This is a genomic window from Ruegeria sp. H6 (assembly GCF_056532975.1).
Window position 1 is genome coordinate 167,735 of the sequence record NZ_JBQFOA010000002.1, and the last position, 23,711, is coordinate 191,445.

Annotated in this window: 21 protein-coding genes; 5 read left to right on the forward strand and 16 right to left on the reverse strand. The window is 58.5% G+C overall.

Annotation, left to right across the window (positions count from 1 at the left end; all coding sequences use genetic code 11):
• The first annotated feature begins 310 nt into the window (after nt 1-310).
• Nucleotides 311-1,180 carry a phosphatase PAP2 family protein gene (locus ACR0AG_RS05520; protein WP_480837183.1) on the forward strand — a complete coding sequence of 290 codons (870 nt, stop codon included), beginning with the start codon at nt 311-313 and terminating at the stop codon, nt 1,178-1,180.
• A 3-nt stretch (nt 1,181-1,183) separates the two neighbouring features.
• On the opposite strand, the gene ACR0AG_RS05525 is transcribed toward ACR0AG_RS05520, so the two are convergent.
• Nucleotides 1,184-1,771, reverse strand: coding sequence for a riboflavin synthase (locus ACR0AG_RS05525; RefSeq protein ID WP_480837185.1), 588 nt, complete (start codon nt 1,769-1,771; stop codon nt 1,184-1,186).
• Between the two features lie 139 nt (nt 1,772-1,910).
• Here ACR0AG_RS05525 and ACR0AG_RS05530 point away from each other — a divergent pair, with 139 nt between their 5' ends.
• From ACR0AG_RS05530 to ACR0AG_RS05540, 3 genes are all read left to right on the forward strand, one after another.
• The gene (locus ACR0AG_RS05530; protein ID WP_480837187.1) at nt 1,911-3,209 is read left to right on the forward strand and encodes a capsule biosynthesis protein; all 1,299 of its coding nucleotides are present in this window, start codon (nt 1,911-1,913) and stop codon (nt 3,207-3,209) included.
• Nucleotides 3,210-3,288: 79 nt separating this feature from the next.
• On the forward strand, nt 3,289-4,422 hold the full coding sequence (locus ACR0AG_RS05535) for a polysaccharide biosynthesis/export family protein (protein ID WP_480837189.1): 1,134 nt from the start codon (nt 3,289-3,291) through the stop codon (nt 4,420-4,422).
• A gap of 3 nt (nt 4,423-4,425) precedes the next feature.
• Nucleotides 4,426-6,420: a capsular polysaccharide biosynthesis protein gene (locus ACR0AG_RS05540; protein WP_480837191.1), complete on the forward strand. Its 1,995-nt coding sequence runs from the start codon at nt 4,426-4,428 to the stop codon at nt 6,418-6,420.
• Nucleotides 6,421-6,423: 3 nt separating this feature from the next.
• Here ACR0AG_RS05540 and ribD read toward each other — a convergent pair whose 3' ends face one another.
• From ribD to ACR0AG_RS05570, 6 genes are all read right to left on the reverse strand, one after another.
• Nucleotides 6,424-7,524 (reverse strand): bifunctional diaminohydroxyphosphoribosylaminopyrimidine deaminase/5-amino-6-(5-phosphoribosylamino)uracil reductase RibD, encoded by a 1,101-nt coding sequence (gene ribD, locus ACR0AG_RS05545; RefSeq protein ID WP_480837193.1) that lies wholly within the window; start codon nt 7,522-7,524, stop codon nt 6,424-6,426.
• Nucleotides 7,521-7,991, reverse strand: coding sequence for a transcriptional regulator NrdR (gene nrdR, locus ACR0AG_RS05550; RefSeq protein ID WP_170792101.1), 471 nt, complete (start codon nt 7,989-7,991; stop codon nt 7,521-7,523). Before nrdR ends, ribD begins: the two co-directional genes overlap by 4 nt.
• Nucleotides 7,992-8,112: 121 nt before the next feature.
• Entirely contained in the window at nt 8,113-8,526 is a 414-nt protein-coding gene (locus tag ACR0AG_RS05555; RefSeq protein ID WP_480837194.1) for a secondary thiamine-phosphate synthase enzyme YjbQ, read from the reverse strand.
• Between the two features lie 16 nt (nt 8,527-8,542).
• Nucleotides 8,543-8,938: a hypothetical protein gene (locus tag ACR0AG_RS05560; protein ID WP_480837196.1), complete on the reverse strand. Its 396-nt coding sequence runs from the start codon at nt 8,936-8,938 to the stop codon at nt 8,543-8,545.
• Nucleotides 8,939-9,016: 78 nt separating this feature from the next.
• Nucleotides 9,017-9,580 (reverse strand): DUF4166 domain-containing protein, encoded by a 564-nt coding sequence (locus tag ACR0AG_RS05565; RefSeq protein ID WP_480837198.1) that lies wholly within the window; start codon nt 9,578-9,580, stop codon nt 9,017-9,019.
• Complete coding sequence (locus ACR0AG_RS05570; protein WP_480837200.1) at nt 9,567-9,992, reverse strand: thiol-disulfide oxidoreductase DCC family protein; 426 nt, start codon at nt 9,990-9,992, stop codon at nt 9,567-9,569. The genes ACR0AG_RS05565 and ACR0AG_RS05570 overlap by 14 nt, the downstream gene beginning before the upstream one ends.
• Before the next feature lie 341 nt (nt 9,993-10,333).
• Here ACR0AG_RS05570 and ACR0AG_RS05575 point away from each other — a divergent pair, with 341 nt between their 5' ends.
• On the forward strand, nt 10,334-11,356 hold the full coding sequence (locus ACR0AG_RS05575; RefSeq protein ID WP_480837202.1) for a helix-turn-helix domain-containing protein: 1,023 nt from the start codon (nt 10,334-10,336) through the stop codon (nt 11,354-11,356).
• A gap of 177 nt (nt 11,357-11,533) precedes the next feature.
• Here the strand turns inward: ACR0AG_RS05575 and rpoD are convergent, their stop codons facing one another.
• From rpoD to ACR0AG_RS05620, 9 genes are all read right to left on the reverse strand, one after another.
• Entirely contained in the window at nt 11,534-13,522 is a 1,989-nt protein-coding gene (gene rpoD / locus ACR0AG_RS05580) for an RNA polymerase sigma factor RpoD (RefSeq protein WP_480837204.1), read from the reverse strand.
• Between the two features lie 114 nt (nt 13,523-13,636).
• The gene (gene dnaG / locus ACR0AG_RS05585) at nt 13,637-15,589 is read right to left on the reverse strand and encodes a DNA primase (RefSeq protein ID WP_480837206.1); all 1,953 of its coding nucleotides are present in this window, start codon (nt 15,587-15,589) and stop codon (nt 13,637-13,639) included.
• A gap of 80 nt (nt 15,590-15,669) precedes the next feature.
• Nucleotides 15,670-15,966 (reverse strand): hypothetical protein, encoded by a 297-nt coding sequence (locus tag ACR0AG_RS05590; RefSeq protein ID WP_480837207.1) that lies wholly within the window; start codon nt 15,964-15,966, stop codon nt 15,670-15,672.
• A gap of 36 nt (nt 15,967-16,002) precedes the next feature.
• Nucleotides 16,003-16,548 carry a sarcosine oxidase subunit gamma gene (locus ACR0AG_RS05595; protein ID WP_480837208.1) on the reverse strand — a complete coding sequence of 182 codons (546 nt, stop codon included), beginning with the start codon at nt 16,546-16,548 and terminating at the stop codon, nt 16,003-16,005.
• Nucleotides 16,541-19,474: a sarcosine oxidase subunit alpha family protein gene (locus ACR0AG_RS05600; protein WP_480837210.1), complete on the reverse strand. Its 2,934-nt coding sequence runs from the start codon at nt 19,472-19,474 to the stop codon at nt 16,541-16,543. The genes ACR0AG_RS05595 and ACR0AG_RS05600 overlap by 8 nt, the downstream gene beginning before the upstream one ends.
• A complete protein-coding gene (locus ACR0AG_RS05605) occupies nt 19,471-19,734 on the reverse strand; it encodes a sarcosine oxidase subunit delta (protein WP_480837212.1) in 264 nt (87 codons plus the stop codon). Before ACR0AG_RS05605 ends, ACR0AG_RS05600 begins: the two co-directional genes overlap by 4 nt.
• A gap of 55 nt (nt 19,735-19,789) precedes the next feature.
• A complete protein-coding gene (locus tag ACR0AG_RS05610) occupies nt 19,790-21,043 on the reverse strand; it encodes a sarcosine oxidase subunit beta family protein (protein ID WP_480837213.1) in 1,254 nt (417 codons plus the stop codon).
• A 117-nt stretch (nt 21,044-21,160) separates the two neighbouring features.
• Nucleotides 21,161-22,045 carry a hypothetical protein gene (locus tag ACR0AG_RS05615; protein WP_480837215.1) on the reverse strand — a complete coding sequence of 295 codons (885 nt, stop codon included), beginning with the start codon at nt 22,043-22,045 and terminating at the stop codon, nt 21,161-21,163.
• Between the two features lie 105 nt (nt 22,046-22,150).
• On the reverse strand, nt 22,151-23,581 hold the full coding sequence (locus tag ACR0AG_RS05620; RefSeq protein WP_480837217.1) for a Glu/Leu/Phe/Val family dehydrogenase: 1,431 nt from the start codon (nt 23,579-23,581) through the stop codon (nt 22,151-22,153).
• Nucleotides 23,582-23,711: the final 130 nt, after the last annotated feature.

Here is a 23,711-nt window from a genome sequence, read left to right on the forward strand (position 1 = left end):
ACCCAGACACTCGGTTGCATCAGAGCGGCTTTGTCCACAAATTGCCGCATTCAAGCCCCGCAGATGCCGCAGACTGCGTGCATGGAAACAGCCGGGTTCTATCGATCGCGAGACACAGCAACACGTGACGTATTCTACAGACATAGCCGGCTCCCAACCTGTTCTTGTCAGAGCGCTCAGGCGCAACAGGCTGCTGGTTTCGATCATTTGTGTCTACGCGCTTATCGGCCTCGCCCTGAGTGCTTATCTTGGGCAGTCTTACTGGGCATCAACCGCACCCAAGATTTTGGGCGTTTTCAAAACCCTATCCATGTTCATAGCCGCGAACTATCTTTTGTGGCGGCTTGGGGTCGCCATGTTCAGGGAAAAGCCCAAAAAGCCGATTCAATGGATGATCGAGGACTTGAAGTCCATGCTTGCTGATCGGGACAGAACCGCAGACATTCTCATTGCATTTTGCGGCGTGATTGTCCTGATTGTGACATTCACCTTCCTCAAAGATCTTATCCCGCTGGTGAATGACTATTCTTGGGATCCGCTGTTTGCACATATTGACCGGGTCATTCACGGGGGGCATGACGCTTGGACCCTGCTGTGGCCGGTTCTGGGCTCGCCCTATGTGACGACCGCCATCAACGCAGCCTATCACGGATGGTTTGCCTTGATCTATCTGGCGGTTTGTTTGGCTTGCCTTGATCGCCGCGACCCGGACAGATGCACCGTGTTTCTGGTGGCGTTCGCATTGTGTTGGGCGGTTGGTGGCAACCTGCTGGCAATGATCTTTGCCTCGGTAGGCCCGGTGTTCTATCAGGCATTCGGGTTCGGAGGCGACTTTGCCCCACAACTGGAACTGCTTCAGCAGTCGCATACGATCAGCCCCGTTTGGGCTCTTGAATGGCATCAGATGCTATTGGACGGGCATTTCAACGACGGTCCTGTGAACGGAATTTCAGCAATGCCCAGCATGCATGTCGCATCAAGCGTGTTGCTGGCTCTTTATGGGTTTACCTATTCCAAAGCGATTGGCTGGGCGCTGACCGCCTTTGCCGGTGTCATATTGCTTGGTTCGGTTCACCTTGCCTGGCACTACGCCATCGACGGCTATGCATCCATTGCCCTGGCGCTGATCTTCTGGTGGATTGCCAAAAAGTTGACGGCCCGCTTTGGGCCGTCCACCTGAGGGTCAGGACATCTCGGCCAGTCGCGCCACATATCGCGCGAGAGTGTCGATTTCAAGGTTGACCCGATCGCCGACACCGACACTACCCCAGGTCGTGACCTCTTTGGTATGCGGGATGAAATTGATGCCAAAGTCACATCCATCGACTTCGTTGACGGTCAGCGATGTGCCGTTCAACGCCACCGAACCCTTCGGCGCGATAAAGCGCGCCAGATCTTGCGGCGCGCGCAGCGTGACGCGTGTGCTGTCGCCTTCGTCCTTGACCGCGACCACCTCGGCAACGCCGTCGACGTGACCGGACACGATATGGCCACCCAACTCGTCCCCCACCTTCAAAGCCCGTTCGAGGTTGAGCTTTTTGCCAATCACCCAGCTGTCGAGATTGGTTTTGGCGACGGTCTCGGCGCTGATCTGCACGTCGTACCAATCCGGTCCCAGATCGATAACCGTCAAGCAAACTCCGTCACTGGCGATCGAGGCCCCGATATCAACCGCGCTGGTGTCATAGGCGGTTTCAATCCGTGCGCGCAAATCGCCCTGCTGGTCCAGCTTGGTGACGGTTCCAATATCGGTGACGATGCCGGTGAACATTTCGTTAACTCTCGCAGACTAGGTTCAAAAGCCGAGGTAAAGGCCCATGGCCCATCCGACAAGCCCCAGCTTGCCGGGATCGCGGCAAACAGGCATAATTTCGGCGGGAAAAAAGAAAAAGCAGACCCAAAAGGCAACCATGGCCCGATCAGCGCACCCAAATGACAACCGCAGTTTCTTGTTTCTGCAGGGGCCTCACGGGCCATTTTTCCATGCCTTGGGCGGGATGCTGCGCGCCGCTGGGGCAAAGGTCTTGCGCGTCGGGTTCAACGCCGGCGATCAGGTCTTTTGGCGCAACAAAGCGACGTATGTCGCGTTTCGTGGCAAGCCTGAAGACTGGACAGCCAAGTTGAACGGTATCCTGGATGAGCACGCGATTACCGACATCGTTCTCTATGGGGATACCCGACCGATTCACGCGACAGCGGTAAAAGTCGCAAAGTCTCGTGGGCTTAGCGTTCATGTTTTTGAAGAAGGCTATCTGCGTCCCTGGTGGGTTACGTATGAAAGGGGGGGCTCGAACGGGCATTCCCGCCTGATGTCGCTGAGCGTTGATCAGATGCGATCTGCGCTGGAACAGGCCGAGACGCATGAACAACCGCCTCCATCGCATTGGGGCGACATGAAGCAGCATATCTTTTACGGAGCGCTCTACCATTGGTTCGTTCTGTTTCTGAACAGGCCCTATCGCAACTTTCAGCCTCATCGCGAGCTGCCGGTATCAAAAGAGTTCAGGCTTTATTTCAAGCGTCTGTGTCTGATGCCGATCCATTGGTTGCAGCGAATCTGGGCGACCGCCCGGGTCCGCGCGGGTGGCTTCCCGTATCATCTTGTGCTGCTGCAATTGGGTCACGACAGCTCGGTACAGGCGCATTCCAAGTTCTCGGGCATGTCCGATTTTCTCAAACCTGTCATCAAAGGGTTTGCTAAGGGGGCGCCTGCCCACCACCGTTTGGTGGTCAAGGAACACCCGCTTGAAAATCACCGAGAGCCCTTGCGGCATCTCGTGTACCAGATGGCAAAGGACAATGGTATTGCCGACAGGGTTCACTATGTGCCGGGTGGCAAACTGGCCAAGCTGCTGGATCAGGCGAACTCAGCCGTCACTGTCAACTCGACAGCTGGTCAACAGGTGTTGTGGCGGGGCATTCCGCTGCGGGTCTTCGGGCAATCGGTTTATGACAAGCCCGAGTTTGTGTCGCAGCAACCGATTGAAGCCTTCTTCGCCGATCCCAGCCCACCCGACAGCACAGCCTATAAGGCGTACCGAGAGTTCCTGTTGGATACCAGCCAGGTTCCCGGCGGATTTTATTCACGGCGCGGACGGCGCCAATTGTTGCGGCGGGCGGTCGATATGATGCTGTCGGAAAAAGATCCCTATCAAGCGGTTCTGAACCATCCTGAAACCGATGAGCAGCACCTGAAAATCGTGCGGTAAATGATGCAAGCTGCGACTGGCGATTTGCGCATGAACGCTCTAGTATCCCGGAAACAAATCTAACTGAGGTATATCGGCAGTGAAGCGCATTCCAACTCGATGGATCAAACGGGGTGCCCTGGTGGTTGCCCTTGGCCTGCTGGCGGCGTGCCAGCTTCCCAAGGCGGGACCAAACAAGACCGAGATTTTGGCCGGATCGACGGTGAATGGCGGCAATGCTTTTGTGGTCGAGGTTGACGACCGGGTGACCAAGGCAACGGCAGTGGTTCCTCAGTTCGGGTTTTCCCAGTCTTTCCGCAGCGCGCAAAGCCTGACCTCCGACACAGTGCGCCCCGGTGACGTGCTGGGCCTGACGATTTGGGAAAACGTCGAGGATGGTCTGCTCAGCTCGGAACTGGGCGGGGCAACCAATCTGGACCAGGTGCAGGTGGACAGCGACGGGTATATCTTTGTGCCCTATGCCGGGCGTTTGCGGGCGGCGGGCAATACACCGGAACAGCTGCGCACTCTGATCTCGGAAAAACTGCAGGAACAGACCCCGGACCCACAGGTGCAGGTGCGCCGCGTGGCTGGCGACGGATCAACCGTGTCGCTGACCGGCACCATCGGTGCAGCCGGGGTTTACCCCATCGAACGCCCGACCCGCACCTTGTCGGGCATGCTGGCGCAAGCGGGGGGTGTCACGGTTCCAACTGATATCGCGCTGGTGACCGTGATCCGTAATGGGCAAAAGGGGACGGTCTGGTACAACGACCTGTTCCGCTCACCGCAGACCGATATCGCGCTGCGCGGCGGCGATCGCATTCTTGTTGAGGAAGACAGCCGGTCCTACATCGCACTGGGCGCAACGGGCGGTCAATCGCGTGTCGCTTTCGAAAGCCAGGACCTCTCTGCGCTTGAGGCTTTGGCCCAAGTCGGCGGTTTGCAGTCGGTTTCATCGGATCCCACAGGCATTTTCGTCTTGCGCAACGAACGCCAGGATGTCGCCCGCAACGTCATGGGTCGTGCGGATCTGCAGGGCGAACAGCGCATGATCTACCTGCTGAACCTGACTGCCCCAAATGGCCTGTTCATCGCCCGTGATTTCGTCATACGCGATGATGACACGATCTATGTGACCGAAGCGCCTTATGCGCAGTGGACGAAATCCATTTCGCTGATTGCAGGCGGCCTGACACCGGTCGCCAATGTGGCCACCCTGACAGGTGGCTGACGCGTGCAACCGACCACCGAAACCGGCGGTGCCCGTCACCGCCTGTTCGTCTACAATGGCGGGTTTCTGACGCAAAAAAGGCTGCGTCGCATTCTGTCGCTGTCCGGCTATGACATAAAACTTGGTATCCCGCGCACGGACGACATGGTTGGTGTCTGGGGTAACAGCCCAACCGCCCACCGCGGCCTGCGGATGGCAGAAAAACACGGTGCCGGGGTGCTGCGGGTTGAGGATGCGTTTCTCAGGTCCTTGCATCCGGGCCGTGACGGAGAGGCCCCGCTTGGTTTGCTGCTCGACGCGCAGGGCGTCCACTTCGATCCTTCCAAACCTTCGCGGCTGGAAGAGTTGCTGGCCACGCATCCATTGGACGATACCGCCCTGCTCAACCGCGCGCGCGGCGCGATTGAGCGTATGCGAGAGCTTCAGCTGACCAAATATTCAGGCTTTGATCCCGATATCGCCCCGCCAGAGCCCGGGTATGTGCTGGTTGTCGACCAGACACGGGGCGATGCCTCGGTCACGGCCAATGGCGGAGACCTCGCGCGGTTTCGTGAAATGCTCGTCATCGCGCAAGAGGAAAACCCCGGCGCGCGGGTTCTGATCAAAACCCACCCCGAGACGCTTGCGGGCCACCGGCGGGGGTTCTTCTCGGACCAGGACATCAGCGATCGGGTTTCGATTTATGCCGACCCGATCAGTCCGTGGGTCCTGCTGGAAGGCGCGGTTGGCGTTTATACGCTGTCGTCGCAATTGGGGTTTGAGGCCATTTTTGCCGGCCACAAACCGCGCGTGTTCGGGCAACCATTCTATGCCGGTTGGGGCCTAACACAGGACGAGGCGCCCCTGCCCCGCAGACAGCGCAACCTGACGCGCGCGCAGCTGTTTGCGGTCTCCATAATCCTCTACCCTACATGGTACGACCCCTTCGGCGACCAACTGTGCGAGATTGAAACAGTGCTGGACACGCTTGAGGCCCAAACGCGGGCTTGGCGCGAAGATCGCAAAGGGTGGACGGCCTCGGGAATGCGTGTCTGGAAGCGCAAGCATTTGCAGCGCATGTACGGACGCTATGAAAAACTGCGTTTTGTCGAGAATGCGCCTGCGAACCCCGACCGCCCTCATATGGTTTGGGCGCGGCGCGCCGGCGATGCGCAAGACGTAATCCGGATCGAAGACGGATTTCTGCGGTCGCGCGGATTGGGGGCCGAGCTTGTCCCGCCGCTGTCGCTGGCAATGGACGATCTTGGCATCTATTACGACCCGACACGGCCAAGCCGACTGGAAGAATGGATCGCCGCGCGCGAGGTTTTACGACCCGATCAACAGCTCAGGGCCGAACGTCTGATCACGCGCCTGACAACAGGCGGCTTGAGCAAGTACAATGTCGGTGGCGACGCGCCGGAATTGCCACAAGGTCATCGCATTCTTGTACCGGGACAAGTCGAGGACGACGCCTCGGTTCAACTCGGGTGTGGAACGGTCCGGACCAATCTGGATTTGCTGCATGCCGTGCGCGAGGCCAAACCAGACGCAATCCTGATCTATAAGCCACACCCGGATGTCGAGGCCGGGTTGCGAGAAGGCAAGATCGACGCCTCCGATCTGGCGGATGTCGTGGTCACGAACGCCAATCCCGCGCAACTGCTTGCGCAGGTCAATGAGGTCTGGACAATGACCTCGCTTTTGGGGTTTGAGGCGCTTTTGCGTGGTGTGAAAGTGACAACTCTGGGCGCGCCGTTTTATGCCGGGTGGGGCCTGACGACAGATCTGGGCGTGCTTCCCGCACGGCGCGGAGCACGTCCGTCAGTGCTGGGATTGGCCCATGCCGCATTGATCGATTACCCACGCTACATTGATCCGATGACCGGTGCGCCCTGTCCGGTCGAAGTGGCTGCAGAGCGTTTGTCCAGCGCCGAACCTTACCCTTCGGGACCTGTCAACCGGCTGCTGTCCAAGTTGCAAGGCGCGCTGGCCACACATGCCCGGCTTTGGCGTTGATCTTTAGGCCGTAACGCGGCCCCAACGGTGCAGTACATCGCCGCCGACATTGCGCGCCTCGATCAGGTCAAAGCGCGACGCATGGTCCAGACTGTCCAGCCCAAGCGCCCCGATGGCAGGCAGACCTTCGGCCCCAATAGCCACGCCTGCGGTAAATCCAACCAGTTCATCGACCAGATCCGCGGCCAAAAGCGACGCCGCCAAGGCCGAACCGCCTTCGCAGAACACCCGGGTCAATCCGGCTTGCCCCAGCTGTTGCAACAGATCAGCGGCATCAATCCGGTGGCCGTCCAGGGCACATGGGACCAGGCGAGCGCCCAACCCCTCCCACGCACAGACACGCTCGGTATCCGGGTGCGGGCCATGACATAGCCAAACGGGCACCTCCGAAGCCGTTCGCGCAAGCTGCCCCAGCAGCGGCAAATCCAGGTGACGTGATACCACAAGGCGCACGGGCTGATGCGGAATACCAAGATCGCGAACTGTCAGCGACGGATCATCCGCCCGCGCCGTTCCGGCCCCAACCATCACCGCATCGTGGCGCGCGCGCATCCCGTGCACCAGACGCCGTGCCTCCGGCCCGGTAATCCACTTGCTGTGCCCGGTTTCCGTTGCAATCCGCCCGTCGAAACTGCTGGCCAGTTTCAGCGTCACAAAGGGCCGGCCCTGTTCGGTTTTCAGAAAGAACCCCTCGTGATCCAGCGCGGCTTCTTCGGTCAGAACACCCGTGGTGACGTCAATCCCGGCCTCGCGCAGCATGGCGAAACCCTGGCCTGCCACCCGGGGGTCGCTGTCTTCGATGGCCGAGACAACCCGTGCCACGCCAGCATCGATAAGCGCCTGCGCGCAAGGCGGCGTCTTTCCGTGATGAGAGCATGGCTCAAGCGAGACATAGGCCGTTGCCCCACGCGCCAGTTCACCTGCCTGCGCCAGGGCAACGGGTTCGGCGTGTGGCCTGCCGCCCGGCTGCGTCCAGCCGCGGCCAACAATCCGCCCGTCGCGCACGATTACGCAACCGACGGCCGGGTTGGGCCAGCACGTACCTTGGCCGCGCCGCCCCAAAGACAGGGCCAGCGCCATGTATCGCGTATCTGTTTGTTTCACTCGTCCGTAGATGGCTGCGGCGGGCGCAGTTCGTGGACAAATTCCTCGAAATCATCGGCCGCCTGGAAGTTCTTGTACACACTCGCAAAGCGAACATAAGCGACCGTGTCGATCCGGGCCAGAGCTTCCATGACGATCTCGCCGATTTTGTTGGACGGGATATCCGTCTCGCCCATGCTTTCCAGCCGACGCACGATGCCCGAGATCATTTGATCGATCCGATCTGGTTCGATCGGGCGTTTCTGCATCGAGATACGAATGGACCGCTCAAGCTTGTCGCGGTCGAAATCTTCGCGCTTGCCGTTTGTCTTGATCACCACCAGATCGCGCAGTTGCACCCGTTCATATGTGGTGAAACGGCCGCCGCATGCCGGGCAAAAACGACGTCTGCGGATCGCGACGTGATCCTCTGCCGGGCGTGAATCCTTGACCTGAGTATCGATATTTCCGCAAAACGGGCAGCGCATCCGCCGTCTCCTCGTCCCTATTTCCGCCTCTTGTTGTAAGCGCTGTGGCCTACTTATCCACAACTATAGGGCAGCCGCTAGGATTTGGGTAGCCGGAAAATTTCACCGCTAGATAAAGGGGTCACCTTAGATGCGCGACCACCTTACGCTGGTGTGGCGCGCTGCGATGTTCAAAGACATAAAGACCTTGCCACGTGCCCAGCATCATCTGACCCGCTGACACCGGGACCGACAGGGAAACGGGCATCATCGCCGCCTTGATATGGGCTGGCATATCGTCCGGCCCCTCATATGTGTGCCGCAGATAGGACATCGAAGGATGATCAGAAGGCGGCACCAAACGGGCAAAGAACGCCTGCAGGTCTGTCTGCACCTCGGGGTCCGCATTTTCCTGGATCAGCAGCGAACAGGACGTGTGACGCACGAACAAGGTCAGCAGCCCGCTGCTGTTTGTCTGCTGCACCCATTCAGCAACAGGGGCGGTGAACTCATAGAGTCCCGCCCCAGAGGTCGAAATCAAAAACTCAGTCTGCAATCCGTACCGTCAATGATCAGTTGAAGATCTGACGACGATTACACCGACCATTCGCACCTTGTACAGACATGCTTTGCCCAGGCTGAAAACTGGAAACTGAAAAGCTGCTCTGTTGTGCGGCGTTTGCGGGCGCGTCCAGCGTGAACTGCACGGCCGTTTTGCGCCCGGTTGTGACGCTGGGTCCATATCCGCGCAAAACATAGATGCGCTGCTGCCAACCCGCCCCAAGGGACCTGCGGGCGAAATCTGCGGCGGCGCACCAATACCCGTCGATGTCTTTCCGCGCACGCGGAATCACTTCGAAATCAGTGGCGTTAATGCCCATGGACTGAAAGCCGTTGGGGGCCGCACTTGCCGAGGATGCGCCCAACGCTATCAGGGCGATTGTTGTATACTTGATTACCTGCTTCATCGATAAAACCTTCCTTCTTCGACCTGAGATGGAACCTAGTGTGCGCGGCAAGACGGAACATACCGCCTCACGATCAATTCATGCATCGCCAGCTTGCGAGTGATCTGGCGTCAACCATCCCTGATAGCGGATCAGCTGTCCTAGGATGGGCACCTTTGCGGAAACGTCAAATCGGTATCGTCCGGTTTCGTCCTGCCATTCAACCGTGGCCGATTGTGGCAGGAAAATCCGCGGGCAAGGCACGCCAAGGACGGTTAGCTTTTTGATCTGAATGCGTAATTTGTCGCCGACAAGGTCTGGTTGCAACCAGATGCAAAGACCGCCCAGCGTTTCGCACACACACCCATTCCGAGCATCAAAGCTCAGCTTTGACCGTGTCCTGTGGCCCGCAAAATCGCGATCCCAGTACCAGAATACATCCTCTTGCTTGGTTTTTAATGTGACCGGGATGCCGACGCCCGAAGGCGGGAAGCGCCCGATTGCCAAAATGAGTGCAAGCAAAAGGCCCTTGCCCCTTTCTATGTCACACAATCCCGCGTGGGTGGCAGGTCTGGAATGCAGCACCTTTATCGCTTCAGGCAGGTGCGCGACGCGCCCCAAGGCCTGCAAGAACGGATCTCCGCCCGGTTCAGAAGCCGTCATGCGCAAATCTTGAGCGAAGATGTTCATCCGGAACCAGACATTCCTCTCGACGACCAAAAAACGCATACCGGTTTCGGGCGATCAGATTGTAGAGCGGGTCCTTGAGCGCTTTCGGCAGAAATCGGCAAACGGCCAACACCCTCCAGCCGCCTGAAAGACCCCGCATGGCAGCCGCAAACGCATCCAGCCGCTGATAGGGTGTGCCACCCAGAACAACCAGATTTGTCTCATATTCGTTGGGGTTCAGGCCCAGACTGCGATACAGGCGCTGCCCCAAGGGCGATTGCGCGGTGGCAAATTGGAACCGGCCTGCCGTGTCATGACGCAGCATGAAGCGAAAGAACCCCGAACACAGCACGCATTCACCGTCAAAAACGATAAGGTCGGCATGGGTTTGGGTTTCGTTTGACACGGTCCGGAAACAGATTTGAGATCACTGCCAAACGCTCGCACAGGGGTGCGCATGCTTCAATGCGACAAAAATATCCGCATGCAATTTCCACAGGATATTGCGTGCCGGGGAACCTTTTGAACCGGTTTTGGTATTCCGGCCTTCCAGGCTCTGACCTCATCCCCTAAAGGCACCAACCCGACAGCACGATACAGTTAGCCGTCGAGTCGTTAACATTCTTTCAATAGTTTGCCATTTCCTTGCGCCCTTCTGCCAATTTCGGCCGGGTGCAACAAATGCTGGCAGATTGCAGCGGTTTGCAGGTATTCTGTCTGCCACTACCGTGACAGCAGGGCGGGCCAATGGGCGTCGGTATTGGAAGGCTGAACCTCTTGATGAAAACGCTGGAAGCCGGCACCAGCGATCCTGCTTTGGTGGATCAGGTGCTGCGCGACAGCGGTTTGAACCGATCAGATATCGCACCGCCAGCAACGCAGTTCAGCGCCCATAGCGAAGCCTTGTTCGTGCGTCATGCCTGCGACGCGGTCAACGACATCACGTTTGGCGCACAGGCCGGGCTTGGATTTCGGTCTGCCTCCAGCGTAACGGCCTATATCAGCAAGTATTCGCGCGATTTGCGACAGGTGATGGAGAACACAAGCCGGTTTCACGGCATCATCGACCCGTCGCTTGCGTTCAATTTCCGGGTTTCGGGAAACTCGGCTTCGCTTGAGGCGGATTGGAAAGATCCGAGCTTCTCGCGCTATCACCGCCGTACCGAGTTTCTGATGTTTGCCGCCATCGCCCGAATGCGGGCGCTGACGCAGGTTGAGGTCAATCCCCTTCAAATCCGGTTTCAGCACGAAGTCGGACACCACGCGCCGGCTTTTCGAAAACTGGGTGGGTTTCCGGTCGAGTTTGCCACCGAACGGCTGGAGATTATCCTGTCACTGCCGTCGCTTGAGCTTCCTGTTCCGACCTATGACCCAAGCCTGCGCGCGCATCTGCTGGAATATGGCGAACGCCTGCTGGCCGAGAGGCAATCGCCAAAGTTGAAAACCAAAGGACAAGTCGAAGGGTTGATCACCCGCTCCCTGCCCGGCGGTATCATCCAAAACGATGAGGTTGCCGCCGAACTCGGTCTCAGCCCGCGAACATTGGCCCGCAGATTGGCAGATGAAGGGACAAGCTATCGCGAGATTGTCGAAGACCTGCGTTGCGATCTTGCGCAGACCTTCATCAAGAACGGTATGAACCTGTCAGAGATTTCGTTCTCACTGGGATATGCCGATCAGGCAGCGTTTTCGACCGCGTTCAAACGCTGGACAGGTCAGGCCCCAAGCGCGTTTCGCAGTCGGGTCGCGCATCCGCTGCAACAGGGGTGAGAGCGGCCGGGGGTCGTCAGTGGGGACACCTCACCCCGGCCTGTCCCATGAGTGGACACAGGCGATATAGAAAGCTTTGCCGTGCGCGCCTTGTGAGTTCTCGCCAATTTGAATTGAAGTTCTGACAACGTGAACCCGCCAAGAAAAAAGGCGCCTCGAACCGGGGCGCCTTTGTCTTTACTGGTCCAGGAAGGACCGCAGCTTTCGTGATCGGCTGGGGTGCTTTAGCTTGCGCAGGGCCTTCGCTTCGATCTGTCGGATACGTTCACGCGTCACGCTGAACTGCTGGCCGACTTCTTCCAGTGTATGGTCGGTGTTCATACCGATGCCGAAGCGCATCCGCAGCACACGTTCCTCACGCGGGGTGAGCGAGGCCAGAACCCGCGTCGTGGTTTCCTTGAGGTTCTCCTGAATGGCGCTGTCCAGCGGCAGCACGGCATTCTTGTCCTCGATGAAATCACCTAGTTGGCTGTCTTCTTCGTCACCAATCGGTGTCTCAAGGCTGATCGGTTCCTTGGCGATCTTCATCACCTTGCGAACCTTCTCAAGCGGCATTTGCAGCTTTTCCGCCAGTTCTTCCGGCGTCGGCTCGCGGCCGATTTCGTGCAACATCTGACGACCGGTCCGGACCAACTTGTTGATCGTTTCGATCATATGCACCGGAATACGGATGGTGCGCGCCTGATCCGCAATCGAGCGCGTGATCGCCTGACGGATCCACCAGGTCGCATAGGTCGAGAATTTATAACCACGGCGGTATTCGAACTTGTCCACCGCCTTCATCAGGCCGATGTTGCCTTCCTGAATAAGATCAAGGAATTGCAGGCCGCGGTTCGTGTATTTCTTGGCGATCGAGATCACCAGACGCAGGTTGGCCTCGACCATTTCCTTCTTGGCTTGCCGCGCTTCTTTCTCGCCCTTTTGCACCTGTTGCACGATGCGGCGGAATTCGGGGATGTCGAGGCCCACATATTGCCCGACCTGAGCCATCTCGGCGCGCAATTCCTCGACCTTGTCGGTCGAGCGTTCGATGAACATCTGCCAACCGCGGCCCGGCTTTTCAGCCATCTCGGACAACCAGTTGGGATCCAACTCGCGCCCGCGATAAGCGTCAATGAATTCGCGACGGTTGATGCGCGCCTGATCCGCCAGCTTGACCATCGAGCTGTCCAGCGACATGACGCGCCGGTTGATGCCGTAGAGCTGGTCGATAAGAGCCTCAATCCGGTTGTTGTGAAGATGCAGACCATTCACAAGCTCGACGATTTCGGCGCGCAGCTTCTGATAGGTCGCCTCATCCTTTTCACTGAACGAGCCGTCCTCGTTCAGCGTGGCCGAAATCCGGCTGTCCTGCATTTCGCTGAGCATCGCAAAATCGGTGGAGATGCGTTCTAGCGTAGTCAGGACCTGATCCTTCAGGGCCGCTTCCATCGCGGCCAGCGACATGTTGGCCTGATCGTCCTCGTCATCGTCATCATCGTTGGCAATCGGATTGCCATCCGCATCCAGTTCGGGACCGGTGTCCTTTTCCGGCTTGGCCGCCTGAACGTTCGACGTGTCGACAACGGGCTCCTGCACGTCGCCGTCTTCGTCCATCTGGTTGCCAAAGGTGGTTTCCAGATCGATGACATCGCGCAGCAGAATGTCTTCGGACAAAAGTTCGTCGTGCCAGATCGTGATCGCCTGGAAGGTCAGCGGGCTTTCGCACAGACCGGCGATCATAGTGTTGCGCCCGGCCTCGATCCGCTTGGCGATGGCAATCTCGCCTTCGCGGCTCAGCAGTTCGACGCTGCCCATCTCGCGCAGATACATGCGCACTGGATCGTCCGTGCGGTCAAGCTTTTCGGTCTGGGCACCGGCCAGAGCCACTTCGCGCGGGCCTTCGGTCGTGACCAGTTCGGTCGAGCCTTTGTTCTCTTCCTCTTCGGCCTCTTCATCTTCGATGATGTTGATGCCCATCTCGGACAGCATCGACATAACATCTTCGATCTGTTCCGAACTGACCTGATCAGGTGGAAGCACCTGATTGAGCTGGTCGTAGGTGATGTAGCCTTTCTCGCGGGCCTCGGCGATCATCTTCTTGACCTGGGCCTGGCTCATGTCCAGCGAGATTTCCTGTTCCTGCTCTTCGGATTTGCGGTCTTCGTTCGTATCCTTGGCGGCCATTCAATGCTCCTGCAGGGATGGGTGATTCGTTAGAGCCGAATCATTAGCGCGTGAAACTGATTCGGCCACCCGTTTACCTGTTTTTCTTTTCCAGTGCCTTACGAAAACACCACTTTAGCGGCGTTTCCTCTCAAAATTGATACCCGACATGATTGCCTCAAACGCGTCTTTCTCGTCTCGGTTGATTCGCGCGCCATTGTCGGCGACATCGAAAACGGCCTTGTCCTCATTCTGGCTGCGACTTGTACGATTTCGCTCTTCGGCGGCTTGCGCCAGCCGATATGTCAGCGCTTCATCAGCCAGATCGGACAGTTGTTCTTCCGTCGCTTCGGCAACCTCGGCATCCAACCCCCGGGCCGCTTTGATCTTTGCGAGTTCCTCGGCCAGTGTCATCTCGGCCTTTTCGACGTCGCCCGGTTTGTGCACACAGGGGATCACCGCGACATGGCGAAGGGCCAGCAGCTTTTCAAGAGGCTCCGGTCCCAAATTTTGCTCGATATGATCCCGCAGGTTATCGGGATCGTCGATTGCGTGCCGCAAGATCGCATGGCGCAGGGCCGCGTGATCGGGATCATGGCAATCCATTTCCTCTAATTGATGCTCGAACTGCACAACAACGGCGGGGTTCAGAATCGCGATTGCCAGAATGGCCGCCTCGCGCAGTTGAATATCTGCGGTTTCCGACGACGCCAGGAACGAGCTCCGCGCGCCCGGCGTAGCTGGCTGCGCTTGCGGTTGCCATTTGCCGCGGGGCTGCCACTGACGGTTCTGCGGCTGACGCTGCGGGCGGAACAGTTGCCAACAAAGGTCTTTGATTTCCTTTTCGTAGTGAGAGCGAATGGCACCATCGCGAATCGTCGCCGTTTTGACGTTGAACGCTTGTTCCAAGGCTGCTTTACGTTCGGGGCTGTCGAAGACCTTGCCTTCGGTCTCGCGCTGCCAGAGAAGTTTGACCATCGGGATGGCACCGTCCAGAACTGCTTGCACAGCCCCCGCCCCTTCGGCACGCAGCAGGTCATCTGGATCCTTACCCTCGGGCATCAGCGCAAAGCGCAGAGATTTGCCCGCCTCCAGCAGTGGCAAAGCCAGATCTACGGCCCGCATCGCCGCACGCAAACCGGCAGTATCCCCATCCAGTGCGATGATCGGTTCATCCGAGATCCGCCAGAGCAATTGCAACTGATGCTCGGTAATCGCCGTTCCCAGCGGAGCAACCGACGCGCCGAACCCGGCCTCGGCCAGAGCGATCACGTCCATATAGCCCTCGGCCACGACCAAAGGCTGCCCTTTCCCCGCCGCCTGCCTTGCGGGACCGTGGTTATAGAGGCTGCGACCCTTGTCGAACAATTCCGTCTCGGGTGAGTTCAAGTATTTTGCGTTGTCATTCGGGTCCATCGCGCGACCACCAAACGCAATGCATCGCCCGCGCGGGTCGCGGATCGGATACATGATCCGGTTGCGGAACGTGTCATAGGGCTTCTTTCCCTTGTTCGAGGGCTTGGCCAACCCGGCCCCAAGGATCAGGTCTTCGGCCACGTTCTTGCCGGTCAGATGATCCCACAACATCTGCCAACCGTCAGGGGCAAAGCCGATCTCCCACCGGTCCAGCGCCTTCGCATCCAGACCTCGCCCAGCCAGATAATCGCGCGCCGCGGCCCCTGCCCCGGTCTTGAGCTGCAGGCGGAAGAATTGCACCGCCTGTTCCATAACTTCGGCCAGTTGCGACCGACGGTCCTGTTTCTCCTGCGCCTTGGGATCACGCGCGGGCATGGGCATTCCGGCCTCACGCGCCAAAATCTCGACCGCTTCGATGAATGAGACATTTTCGGTCTCTTTCACAAACGAAATCGCATCCCCTTTGGCGTGACAGCCAAAGCAATAGTAGAATCCCTTTTGGTCATCGACATGGAACGAGGCGGTCTTTTCGTGGTGGAACGGGCACGGCGCCCACATGTCCCCCTTGCCCTGATTGGATTTTCGCTGATCCCACATGACCTTGCGCCCAACGACCTGAGACAGGCTGAGGCGGGTGCGCAATTCGTCCAGAAATCCGGGGGGCAAAGACATAGGTCAAACCTGCCAGAAATGAAAACGCGCGCCAAGGGGATGACGCGCGGTTGTCCACAGGGAAATGCGTGAGCTGTGGATTATTGCTGCAAGCACAGCTCCAGCCACGCCGCGCCCAAATCCTTTTTGCGCACGTCGCGCATCTTTTGCTCATAGACCCAAGGGGTGATCAGCGGGACAGCGGCGTTGTAATTTTCGGGCCATGTCGGGCCACTGTCAGCGACGGCCTGCGGCACGTCACGTTCCTTGACGCGGTCCAAGCGCGCCTGTTGGATCGCTGCCACCACATCGGCCTGGTATTGGCAGCTTTGTTCCTTGGTTTCCTGAGCAGCCACAGGACTGGCCAGCAAGGCCGCAACGATGGCGATACGCAACATGGGGTTCTCCCGGGGATTCGTTTCTTTCAGCGCAGTTTAGCCGCGCGCGGCGACGCCTTCCATCGCCCTTTTCAAATCGTGAACCAATGTCTGAGCCATCGAACGGAACACCATGATCTGAAAGGCATTGTCGCCAACACGGGTGATCGAAGCCGTCATGTGAAAGACCAGCGTTCGCGCCGTATGGCCCCGTTTGAAAACCGCACGCCGCAGGTCGATTGGTACCAGCCGGGCCAGCATATCCTCGACCCCGTCCCCTTCGACGCGGGCAACTGCCCAGGCGTCGGATTGGTCCACAATTGCGGCAAGACCGGACAACTTGTCATCCGGTTTCGGCCCAAGCAACAATGCCTGGTCCGGACCAAACCAGATCGCTCGAGCGTCAGACTTGCCGGTCGCCCGATTGGCTGCTGGAAACGCCATGCCATGAGCTGATGTCATCATTTTCGACACCGCCTCGTGCTGGCCTTTGAACGGAGACACCAGATGGATCGCCCCGACCTGCTCTTCGGTGATCGTCAAAGAGCCGATCCTGACCGGAACCAAGCCCTGTAGTGGTGATTTGGCAGTTAGACTATCCACGAACGCGCTCTCCGTCTGCGTCAAAGAAGACTGGATTCACCACCTCGCAAAGGGTGATCACCCCGCGCAAATGATCCACCATCTTGACGACTTCCCCGTACCTGTCCGGCCCGTCCGCCAGAAAACCAAGCCCCAGCATCATGTCCAGCGTTGGCGAAAAACAGACCGAGGTCAGATAGCCCTGATTGTTGACGCGCACAGGATCTGCCTCTTCCTTGTAAAGATGCGCGCCAGCCAAAAGCTGCCTGCTTTCGCCGATTGGTTTCAGCCCGACCAAACGCTCGCGCCCCGGCTCTTCCAGCCCCGGACGCTGTGACATGGTTTTGCCGATACAGTCCTTTTTCTGCGAAACCATCCGGCCCATACCAATGTCATAGGCCGTGGTGCGCCCGTGGATCTCAGCATGGGTGATAAACCCTTTTTCGATCCGCAGAACATTCAAAGCCTCCATCCCGTAAAGACCGCCGCCCAGCGCCTCGGCTCTTTCGGTCAGGATGTCGAACAGGCTGGCGCCATAGCGCGCGGGGACCGCGATCTCATACGCATGCTCGCCCGAGAACGATATCCGGAACAGACGCCCCTGGACGCCCAGAACGTCAATCGGACCGCAGGCCATGAAGGGCCAGCTTTCGTCGTCGATGGACGTATCCACCAGATCATTCAGCAATTCGCGAGATTTGGGGCCGGCCACCGCAAACTGCGTCCATTGCTCGGTCACCGATGCGATCGAGACATCCAGATCAGGGCGCAGACCTTGCCGCACGAATTCAAGGTGCTTCATCACGTCACCCGCACCCGCAGTTGTGGTTGTCATAACAAAGTGATGCTCAGCCAACCGCGCCGTCGTGCCATCATCCATGACATAGCCATCTTCGCGCAGCATCAGGCCATACCGAGTTCGGCCCACTTTTAGGGTCGAGAACATGTTGGTATAGACGAAATCCAGAAACGCGCCCGCGTCCGGGCCCTGAATGTCGATCTTCCCCAGTGTTGAGACATCGCAGATCCCCACGGCCTGCCGCACCATATTGACCTCTCGATCGCAGGATTGCCGCCATGTGGTTTCCCCATCGCGCGGGAAGTAGCTGGGACGGTACCAAAGCCCGGCTTCGATCATCGGCGCGCGTCGCTTGACCGATGCATTGTGCGACGTTGCGAACCGTTGCGGTTTGAATCCTTGTCCCTCGGCCCCTGCCCCCAAAGCGGCGATGGCAATAGGTGAATAAGGCGGGCGAAACGTGGTGGTTCCGGTTTCGGGAATGCCGCGCCCCGTCGCGTCCGCAAGAATCGCCAAGGCCGCGACGTTCGAGTTCTTGCCCTGATCCGTCGCCATGCCCTGGGTGGTGTACCGTTTCATATGCTCGACCGAACGGAAATTCTCGGTCGCAGCCTGTTTCACATCCTTGACGGTCACATCATTCTGAAAATCCAGCCAGGCGCGGCCTTTGCCGGGAACAGCCCAAAGCTGCGATATCTCATAAGGCGTGTCATCCGATTGCGGTATCGCTGTGGCGGGTGCTTTGAAGCCGAGGTCGGAAAGCACGCCCTCCGCTGCGGCCGCGCCCTCTTGCAAACATCCCACGGTGGAGAATGTTCCGTTGCATGCCCCGGCCAAGACCATGCCAGGAATTGCGCCGGGGGTCGGCACGAAGGCTTCGATGTCACGCCGCCATGTCGGACGCCCATTCATGTGGCATGTCAGATGGGCTGACGGGTTCCATCCACCTGTCATCGCAAGACAATCTGTCTGGATTTTCTCCTCGCCACTTGTGCGTCGAATTGTGATTGATTCCAATACTTTGCGACCACTGCTGCCACAGACTTGCGCGCCGCGAAGAACCTGATAATCGTCCGACAGCGGCGCATCATGGCGACTGTCGATCACGGCCGCGACGTGAACTCCGGCCTGAAGCAAATCCCGCGCGGTACGATGAACGCCGTCATTGTTGCCAAAGATGGTCACGTTGCGCCCGGGGCTGACGCCCCAGCGATTCAGATAGGCCCGCACGGCCCCCGCTGTCATGATCCCCGGTCGGTCATTGTCGCGAAATGCTACGGGTCGCTCCAATGCGCCAGCCGCCAGAACCGAAGCCTTCGCCACGATCCGCCAATAGGTCTCAAGCGCACCGCCCGTCGGGCGCTCGCCGGAGTGGTGCAATACCCGCTCTAGCGCGGCAAAAGTCCCCTGATCATATGCCCCGGCCACGGTTGTCCGCGTCATAAGGCGCACGTTTTCCATCGCACGCAACTCTGCCAAAACCTCGTCCACCCAAACATGACCCGGCTTGCCATCGACCTCATAGGTCTCGGCCAGTAACCGCCCGCCCATCTGCGCATTCTCATCAGCCAGGATGATGTCTGCACCTGCGCGTGCCGCCATCAGCGCAGCCATAAGGCCAGCCGGACCCGCGCCTATCACCAGCAGATCGCAAAACGCATACGCGCTTTCGTATTTGTCCGCGTTATCTTCACCCGACAACGCTCCCAAACCCGCCGCGCGACGGATCACCGGCTCATAGAGCCTTTCCCAAAAGCTCTTGGGCCACATGAAGGTCTTGTAATAAAACCCCGCCCCCAAGAACGGAGCCACGAGGTCATTCACTGCCATCACATCAAAACCAAGGCTGGGCCAGCGATTTTGACTGCGCGCCTCCAGACCCGGATAGATTTCCTGCATCGTGGCGCGCACATTTGGCTCTTGCGCAGCACCTTGCCCAACCGTCACCAGCGCGTTGGGCTCTTCACTGCCTGCCGTCAACACGCCGCGCGGGCGATGATATTTGAAGGACCGCCCCATCAGACGCACATCATTGGCCAACAGGGCCGAGGCCAGCGTATCGCCCCGGAACCCCTCATAGCGCACGCCGTCAAAGTGGAACGCAACAGTTTCCGACCGGTCAATCAGCCCCTTGCCTGCAACCCTCATGCGCTCACCTCGGATGTGGGTTCTGAGCCCAAAATCTCATGCGTCGTGGTATCGCGGGTCACTACGACCCAGGCCCCGCAGCCGCTTTCGTGGCGCCACAGTTCGCGGGTTGGACCGGCGGGGTTGTCGCGCAAATACACGAAACTATCCCAAGCCTCCTCACCCGCATCAGGTGATGGACGCTCCAGATCGACCGCCGCACCGCGATAGTAAAACTCACGGCGATCCCGTTCGCCGCAATACGGACAGGTGATCCTCATGACAGCATTCCCTGCTTCATCTTTTCAAAAATACTCGAAACCGACATCGCCACCCTCAATGCAGATTGTGCTGAGAGCCCTTGCCCTCTTCATCGATAATCCCACGCCCGGTTCGGAAGCGATCTAACCGGAAACCAGTTGCATTCTCATGGTACTGATCCGTCGCGATCAGATGGGCAAACACATTCCCCGACCCAGGAACGGCTTTGAACCCGCCATAGTTCCAGCCGCAGTTCAGGTAGAGTCCGTCAATATCCGTCCGGTCGATGATCGGAGAGCCATCAGGCGACATATCCATGATCCCGCCCCAGGACCGCAACACGCGCGCCTTGCCGATCATCGGCATCAAGGCCATCCCGGCCTCCATCACGCTTTCGACCGTGGGCAGGTTGCCCCGCGCGGCGTAAGAGGCGTAGAAATCCAGATCACCGCCAAAGACCAGACCACCCTTGTCGGACTGGCTGATATAGAAATGCCCCATGCCAAAGGTCACAACATGATCCAGGCAGGGCTTTAGCCCCTCGGTCACAAATGCCTGCAAAACGTGGCTTTCAATCGGCAATCGCATCCCCGCCATCGCCGCCACCTGACCGGACCGCCCCGCAGCCACCATCGCCACCTTTTTCGCCCGGATCGGCCCGCGCGAGGTCTGAACACCTTTCACAGCACCGTTTTCGACATCGATGCCGGTTACTTCGCAATTCTGGATCAGATCGACACCGCGCTGATCCGCCCCGCGCGCGTATCCCCAGGCCACCGCATCATGCCGCGCTGTCCCACCGCGCGGGTGATAAAGCCCCCCATAAAGAGGAAAGCGGAGGTCATCGTAGTTCAGAAAAGGCAGCATTTCCTTCAGCGCATCGCGTTCCAGAAGGATCGCGTCATCACCTTGACTGATCATCATATTGCCACGTCGCGCCGCGGCATCGCGCTGCCCGTCGGAATGGAACAGGTTGATGGTCCCGCGCTGTGAATGCATGACGTTGTAGTTCAGGTCCTCCTCAAGCCCTTCCCACAACTTTAGGGAATGCGAGTAAAACTCTGAATTTCCCTGCAGAAAATAGTTTGCCCGCACAATGGTGGTGTTGCGCCCGACATTGCCGCCGCCGATATAGCCTTTTTCCAGCACAGCGACATTTCGCAGGCCGTGTTCTTTGGCGAGATAATAAGCTGTGCTGAGACCATGTCCGCCGCCACCGATGATGACAATATCATATTCAGATTTGGGCTCTGGATCGCGCCAATGCGGTGTCCAGCCCTTGTTGCCGGTCAGGCCCTCTTTCAGGACGCGCAAGCCGGAAAAACGCATCTGCCTCTCCTTGCGAGTTTCTTGGTATCAAACCAACTCGATCAAGCAGTAGCAATGTCTGTGGCCGATGCCCAAAACGTTTTCGACAAGAAACCGTCAGGCCGCGACCTGTTTGGGTCAAAACCGAAATCGAAAGGCCGCGCCCGCGATTGGAGCGGTGTCATAGTCTTGCTGACTGATCTTGCGTCCCGACGCGTTTTCCAAGGTCAATTCGCCATTCAGCTCGGCCCCGGCAAAAGCGGTCAGGGACATTCCGGGATTTGGCGCGTATTCGAAGGATAGAACAACGGGGATGCTGCTGTCTTCGCCCACACCACCGGGTGCGATACCATCGTCATCCAACTGAAACCGCAGATTTTCCGACCGTACCGCGAGGCCCAAACTGACCGCATCTGACAGTTGATAACCCAGTGACACGCCCGGGCCTTGCGTGGCACCCAACCCGCTGCCGGTGCTCAGCGTCCATCGATCGGCAAACGTCCAGTCCACCAAAATTGCGGGAAACGCCTCAAGGTCATTTGTGCCGACTTCCGTAAACACACCAAAGGCCGGTCCGATCTGAAGGTTCGGCGACACCGCCCAGGACACCCCGGCAAAAAGACCATAGGTGAACCCGTCCGAGGCACTTGCCCCACGCTCGTAATCCCAGCGCGCCTGAGGTGTGATCAGCACGCTTGCGCCGCTGTCCAATGCGAAACGCAAAGGTGCGGTCAAACGAATATCGCGCACATCTTCCCACGGCTGGTTGTCCGGTTGCCCGAAATCATAGTTGAATTGCCCATAGCTTAGAAGCAGCCCGGCAAATGAGCCATCGCCGAACCGGTTGATCGCACCAGCGCGCAAAAATGCGCGCGATGCGCTGAAATCGCCACCGTGATCCAGATCTGCACTGCCTTGATAGATTGCCAGCCCGTCTACCGAGGTGCCCCACCCGCTTGGCTGTTGCGCCGCGGCCGACCCCGCCAGAATACCGCCAGTCAAAACGGCGCCGGCAATCTTCATTATCTGAGGCAATGTCATCTGTGCGTATCCCTTCGGCTTCTGGCAATGAATACGCAGAAAAGTTGCAATCGGACCAAACACTTTGGCCCGATTGCAAGAAACCGCTTAAAGCCCTTTGGCGCGATAGCTTTTTGAGACCCTGTCGATCGCGACGATATAGGCCGCAGTGCGCAGGTCATCCACGTCCGAGCGGTTGTGCCACACCTCACGCATCGCCTGGTATGCAATCCGCATGGTATCGTCCAATCCTGACCGCACCAGCTCCAGCTCATCAGCGCCTTTGAGATACTTGGCCTTGAAGTCCGGTGACATGGACCAAGCGTCACCCAGATAGCGATCAAGCCGCTGCAATTCACTGACGATCAACTCGTGCCGCGCCTCTTCCTGACGGCGCTGCATACGGCCAAAGCGAATATGGCTCAGGTTTTTGACCCACTCGAAGTACGAGACCGTCACACCCCCGGCGTTTGCATACATATCGGGGATGATCACAGTGCCCTTCTTGCGCAATATCTCATCCGCGCCAGCTGTCACCGGGCCATTCGCAGCCTCGATGATCAGCGGTGCCTTGATGCGATCTGCGTTGGACAGGTTGATCACGCCTTCCAGCGCCGCCGGGATCAGAATATCGCATTCCTGTTCCAGAACGGTGCCGCCTTCGGCCGTGTGCGTCGCATCCGGGTAGTCTTTGACACCGCCGTGTTTGACGATCCACTGGCGCACCGCCTCGACATCGATGCCTTCCGGATTGTAAAGCGCGCCATCCCATTCGATGATACCAACGATACGGGATCCGTCTTCCTCGCTCAGGAACTTTGCCGCGTGGTATCCCACGTTACCAAGGCCCTGAACGATCACGCGTTTGCCGTCCAGCGATCCACTCATGCCGGCTTTTGCCACATCCTCGGGATTGCGGAAGAATTCGCGCAGCGCATATTGAATGCCGCGACCCGTCGCTTCGACACGCCCCGCGATACCGCCCGCATTCAGTGGCTTGCCCGTCACACAGGCGCGGGCGTTGATGTCGGTCGTATTCATGCGTGCATACTGATCGGCCATCCAGGCCATCTCACGCTCGCCCGTTCCCATGTCGGGCGCAGGCACGTTCTGAGACGGGTTGATCAGGTCACGCTTGGCCAGCTCATAAGCAAATCGGCGGGTGATCTGCTCCATCTCGTGTTCTTCATATTGGCGCGGATCAATGCACAATCCGCCTTTGGAGCCGCCAAACGGTGCCTCGACCAATGCGCATTTGTAAGTCATCAGCGCAGCCAGCGCCTCAACCTCATCCTGGTTCACAGCCAGGGCGTAACGGATACCCCCTTTGACCGGTTCCATATGCTCGGAATGTACCGAACGATATCCGGTGAACGTATGAATCTGTCCCCGCAGCCGAACGCCAAAACGAACGGTATAGGTCGCGTTACAGACACGGATTTTTTCTTCCAGCCCGGGCGGCAAGTCCATCAGGGATGCCGCCCTGTTGAACATCAAATCAACACTCTCGCGAAAGCTGGGTTCGTTAACGCCGGTCATGAAATCCTCCGTGTTGGAAACGACTGGTGCAATGACTTTTTGTCGCACCGCTTGCGCCGCGCTGCAATCGCCAATGTTACTTTTTTAGGCAAATGATGAAAATCGCATTACCGCGATGGGGTGAGTCGTT

Coding starts and splice junctions, on each gene's coding strand:
- ACR0AG_RS05520 (WP_480837183.1), top strand. CDS start 311: ATGTTCATAGCCGCGAACTATCTTTTGTGGCGGCTTGGGGTCGCCATG.
- ACR0AG_RS05525 (WP_480837185.1), bottom strand. CDS start 1,771: ATGTTCACCGGCATCGTCACCGATATTGGAACCGTCACCAAGCTGGAC.
- ACR0AG_RS05530 (WP_480837187.1), top strand. CDS start 1,911: ATGGCCCGATCAGCGCACCCAAATGACAACCGCAGTTTCTTGTTTCTG.
- nrdR (WP_170792101.1), bottom strand. CDS start 7,991: ATGCGCTGCCCGTTTTGCGGAAATATCGATACTCAGGTCAAGGATTCA.
- ACR0AG_RS05560 (WP_480837196.1), bottom strand. CDS start 8,938: ATGAAGCAGGTAATCAAGTATACAACAATCGCCCTGATAGCGTTGGGC.
- ACR0AG_RS05565 (WP_480837198.1), bottom strand. CDS start 9,580: ATGACGGCTTCTGAACCGGGCGGAGATCCGTTCTTGCAGGCCTTGGGG.
- ACR0AG_RS05575 (WP_480837202.1), top strand. CDS start 10,334: ATGGGCGTCGGTATTGGAAGGCTGAACCTCTTGATGAAAACGCTGGAA.
- rpoD (WP_480837204.1), bottom strand. CDS start 13,522: ATGGCCGCCAAGGATACGAACGAAGACCGCAAATCCGAAGAGCAGGAA.
- dnaG (WP_480837206.1), bottom strand. CDS start 15,589: ATGTCTTTGCCCCCCGGATTTCTGGACGAATTGCGCACCCGCCTCAGC.
- ACR0AG_RS05590 (WP_480837207.1), bottom strand. CDS start 15,966: ATGTTGCGTATCGCCATCGTTGCGGCCTTGCTGGCCAGTCCTGTGGCT.
- ACR0AG_RS05600 (WP_480837210.1), bottom strand. CDS start 19,474: ATGAGGGTTGCAGGCAAGGGGCTGATTGACCGGTCGGAAACTGTTGCG.
- ACR0AG_RS05605 (WP_480837212.1), bottom strand. CDS start 19,734: ATGAGGATCACCTGTCCGTATTGCGGCGAACGGGATCGCCGTGAGTTT.
- ACR0AG_RS05610 (WP_480837213.1), bottom strand. CDS start 21,043: ATGCGTTTTTCCGGCTTGCGCGTCCTGAAAGAGGGCCTGACCGGCAAC.
- ACR0AG_RS05615 (WP_480837215.1), bottom strand. CDS start 22,045: ATGAAGATTGCCGGCGCCGTTTTGACTGGCGGTATTCTGGCGGGGTCG.
- ACR0AG_RS05620 (WP_480837217.1), bottom strand. CDS start 23,581: ATGACCGGCGTTAACGAACCCAGCTTTCGCGAGAGTGTTGATTTGATG.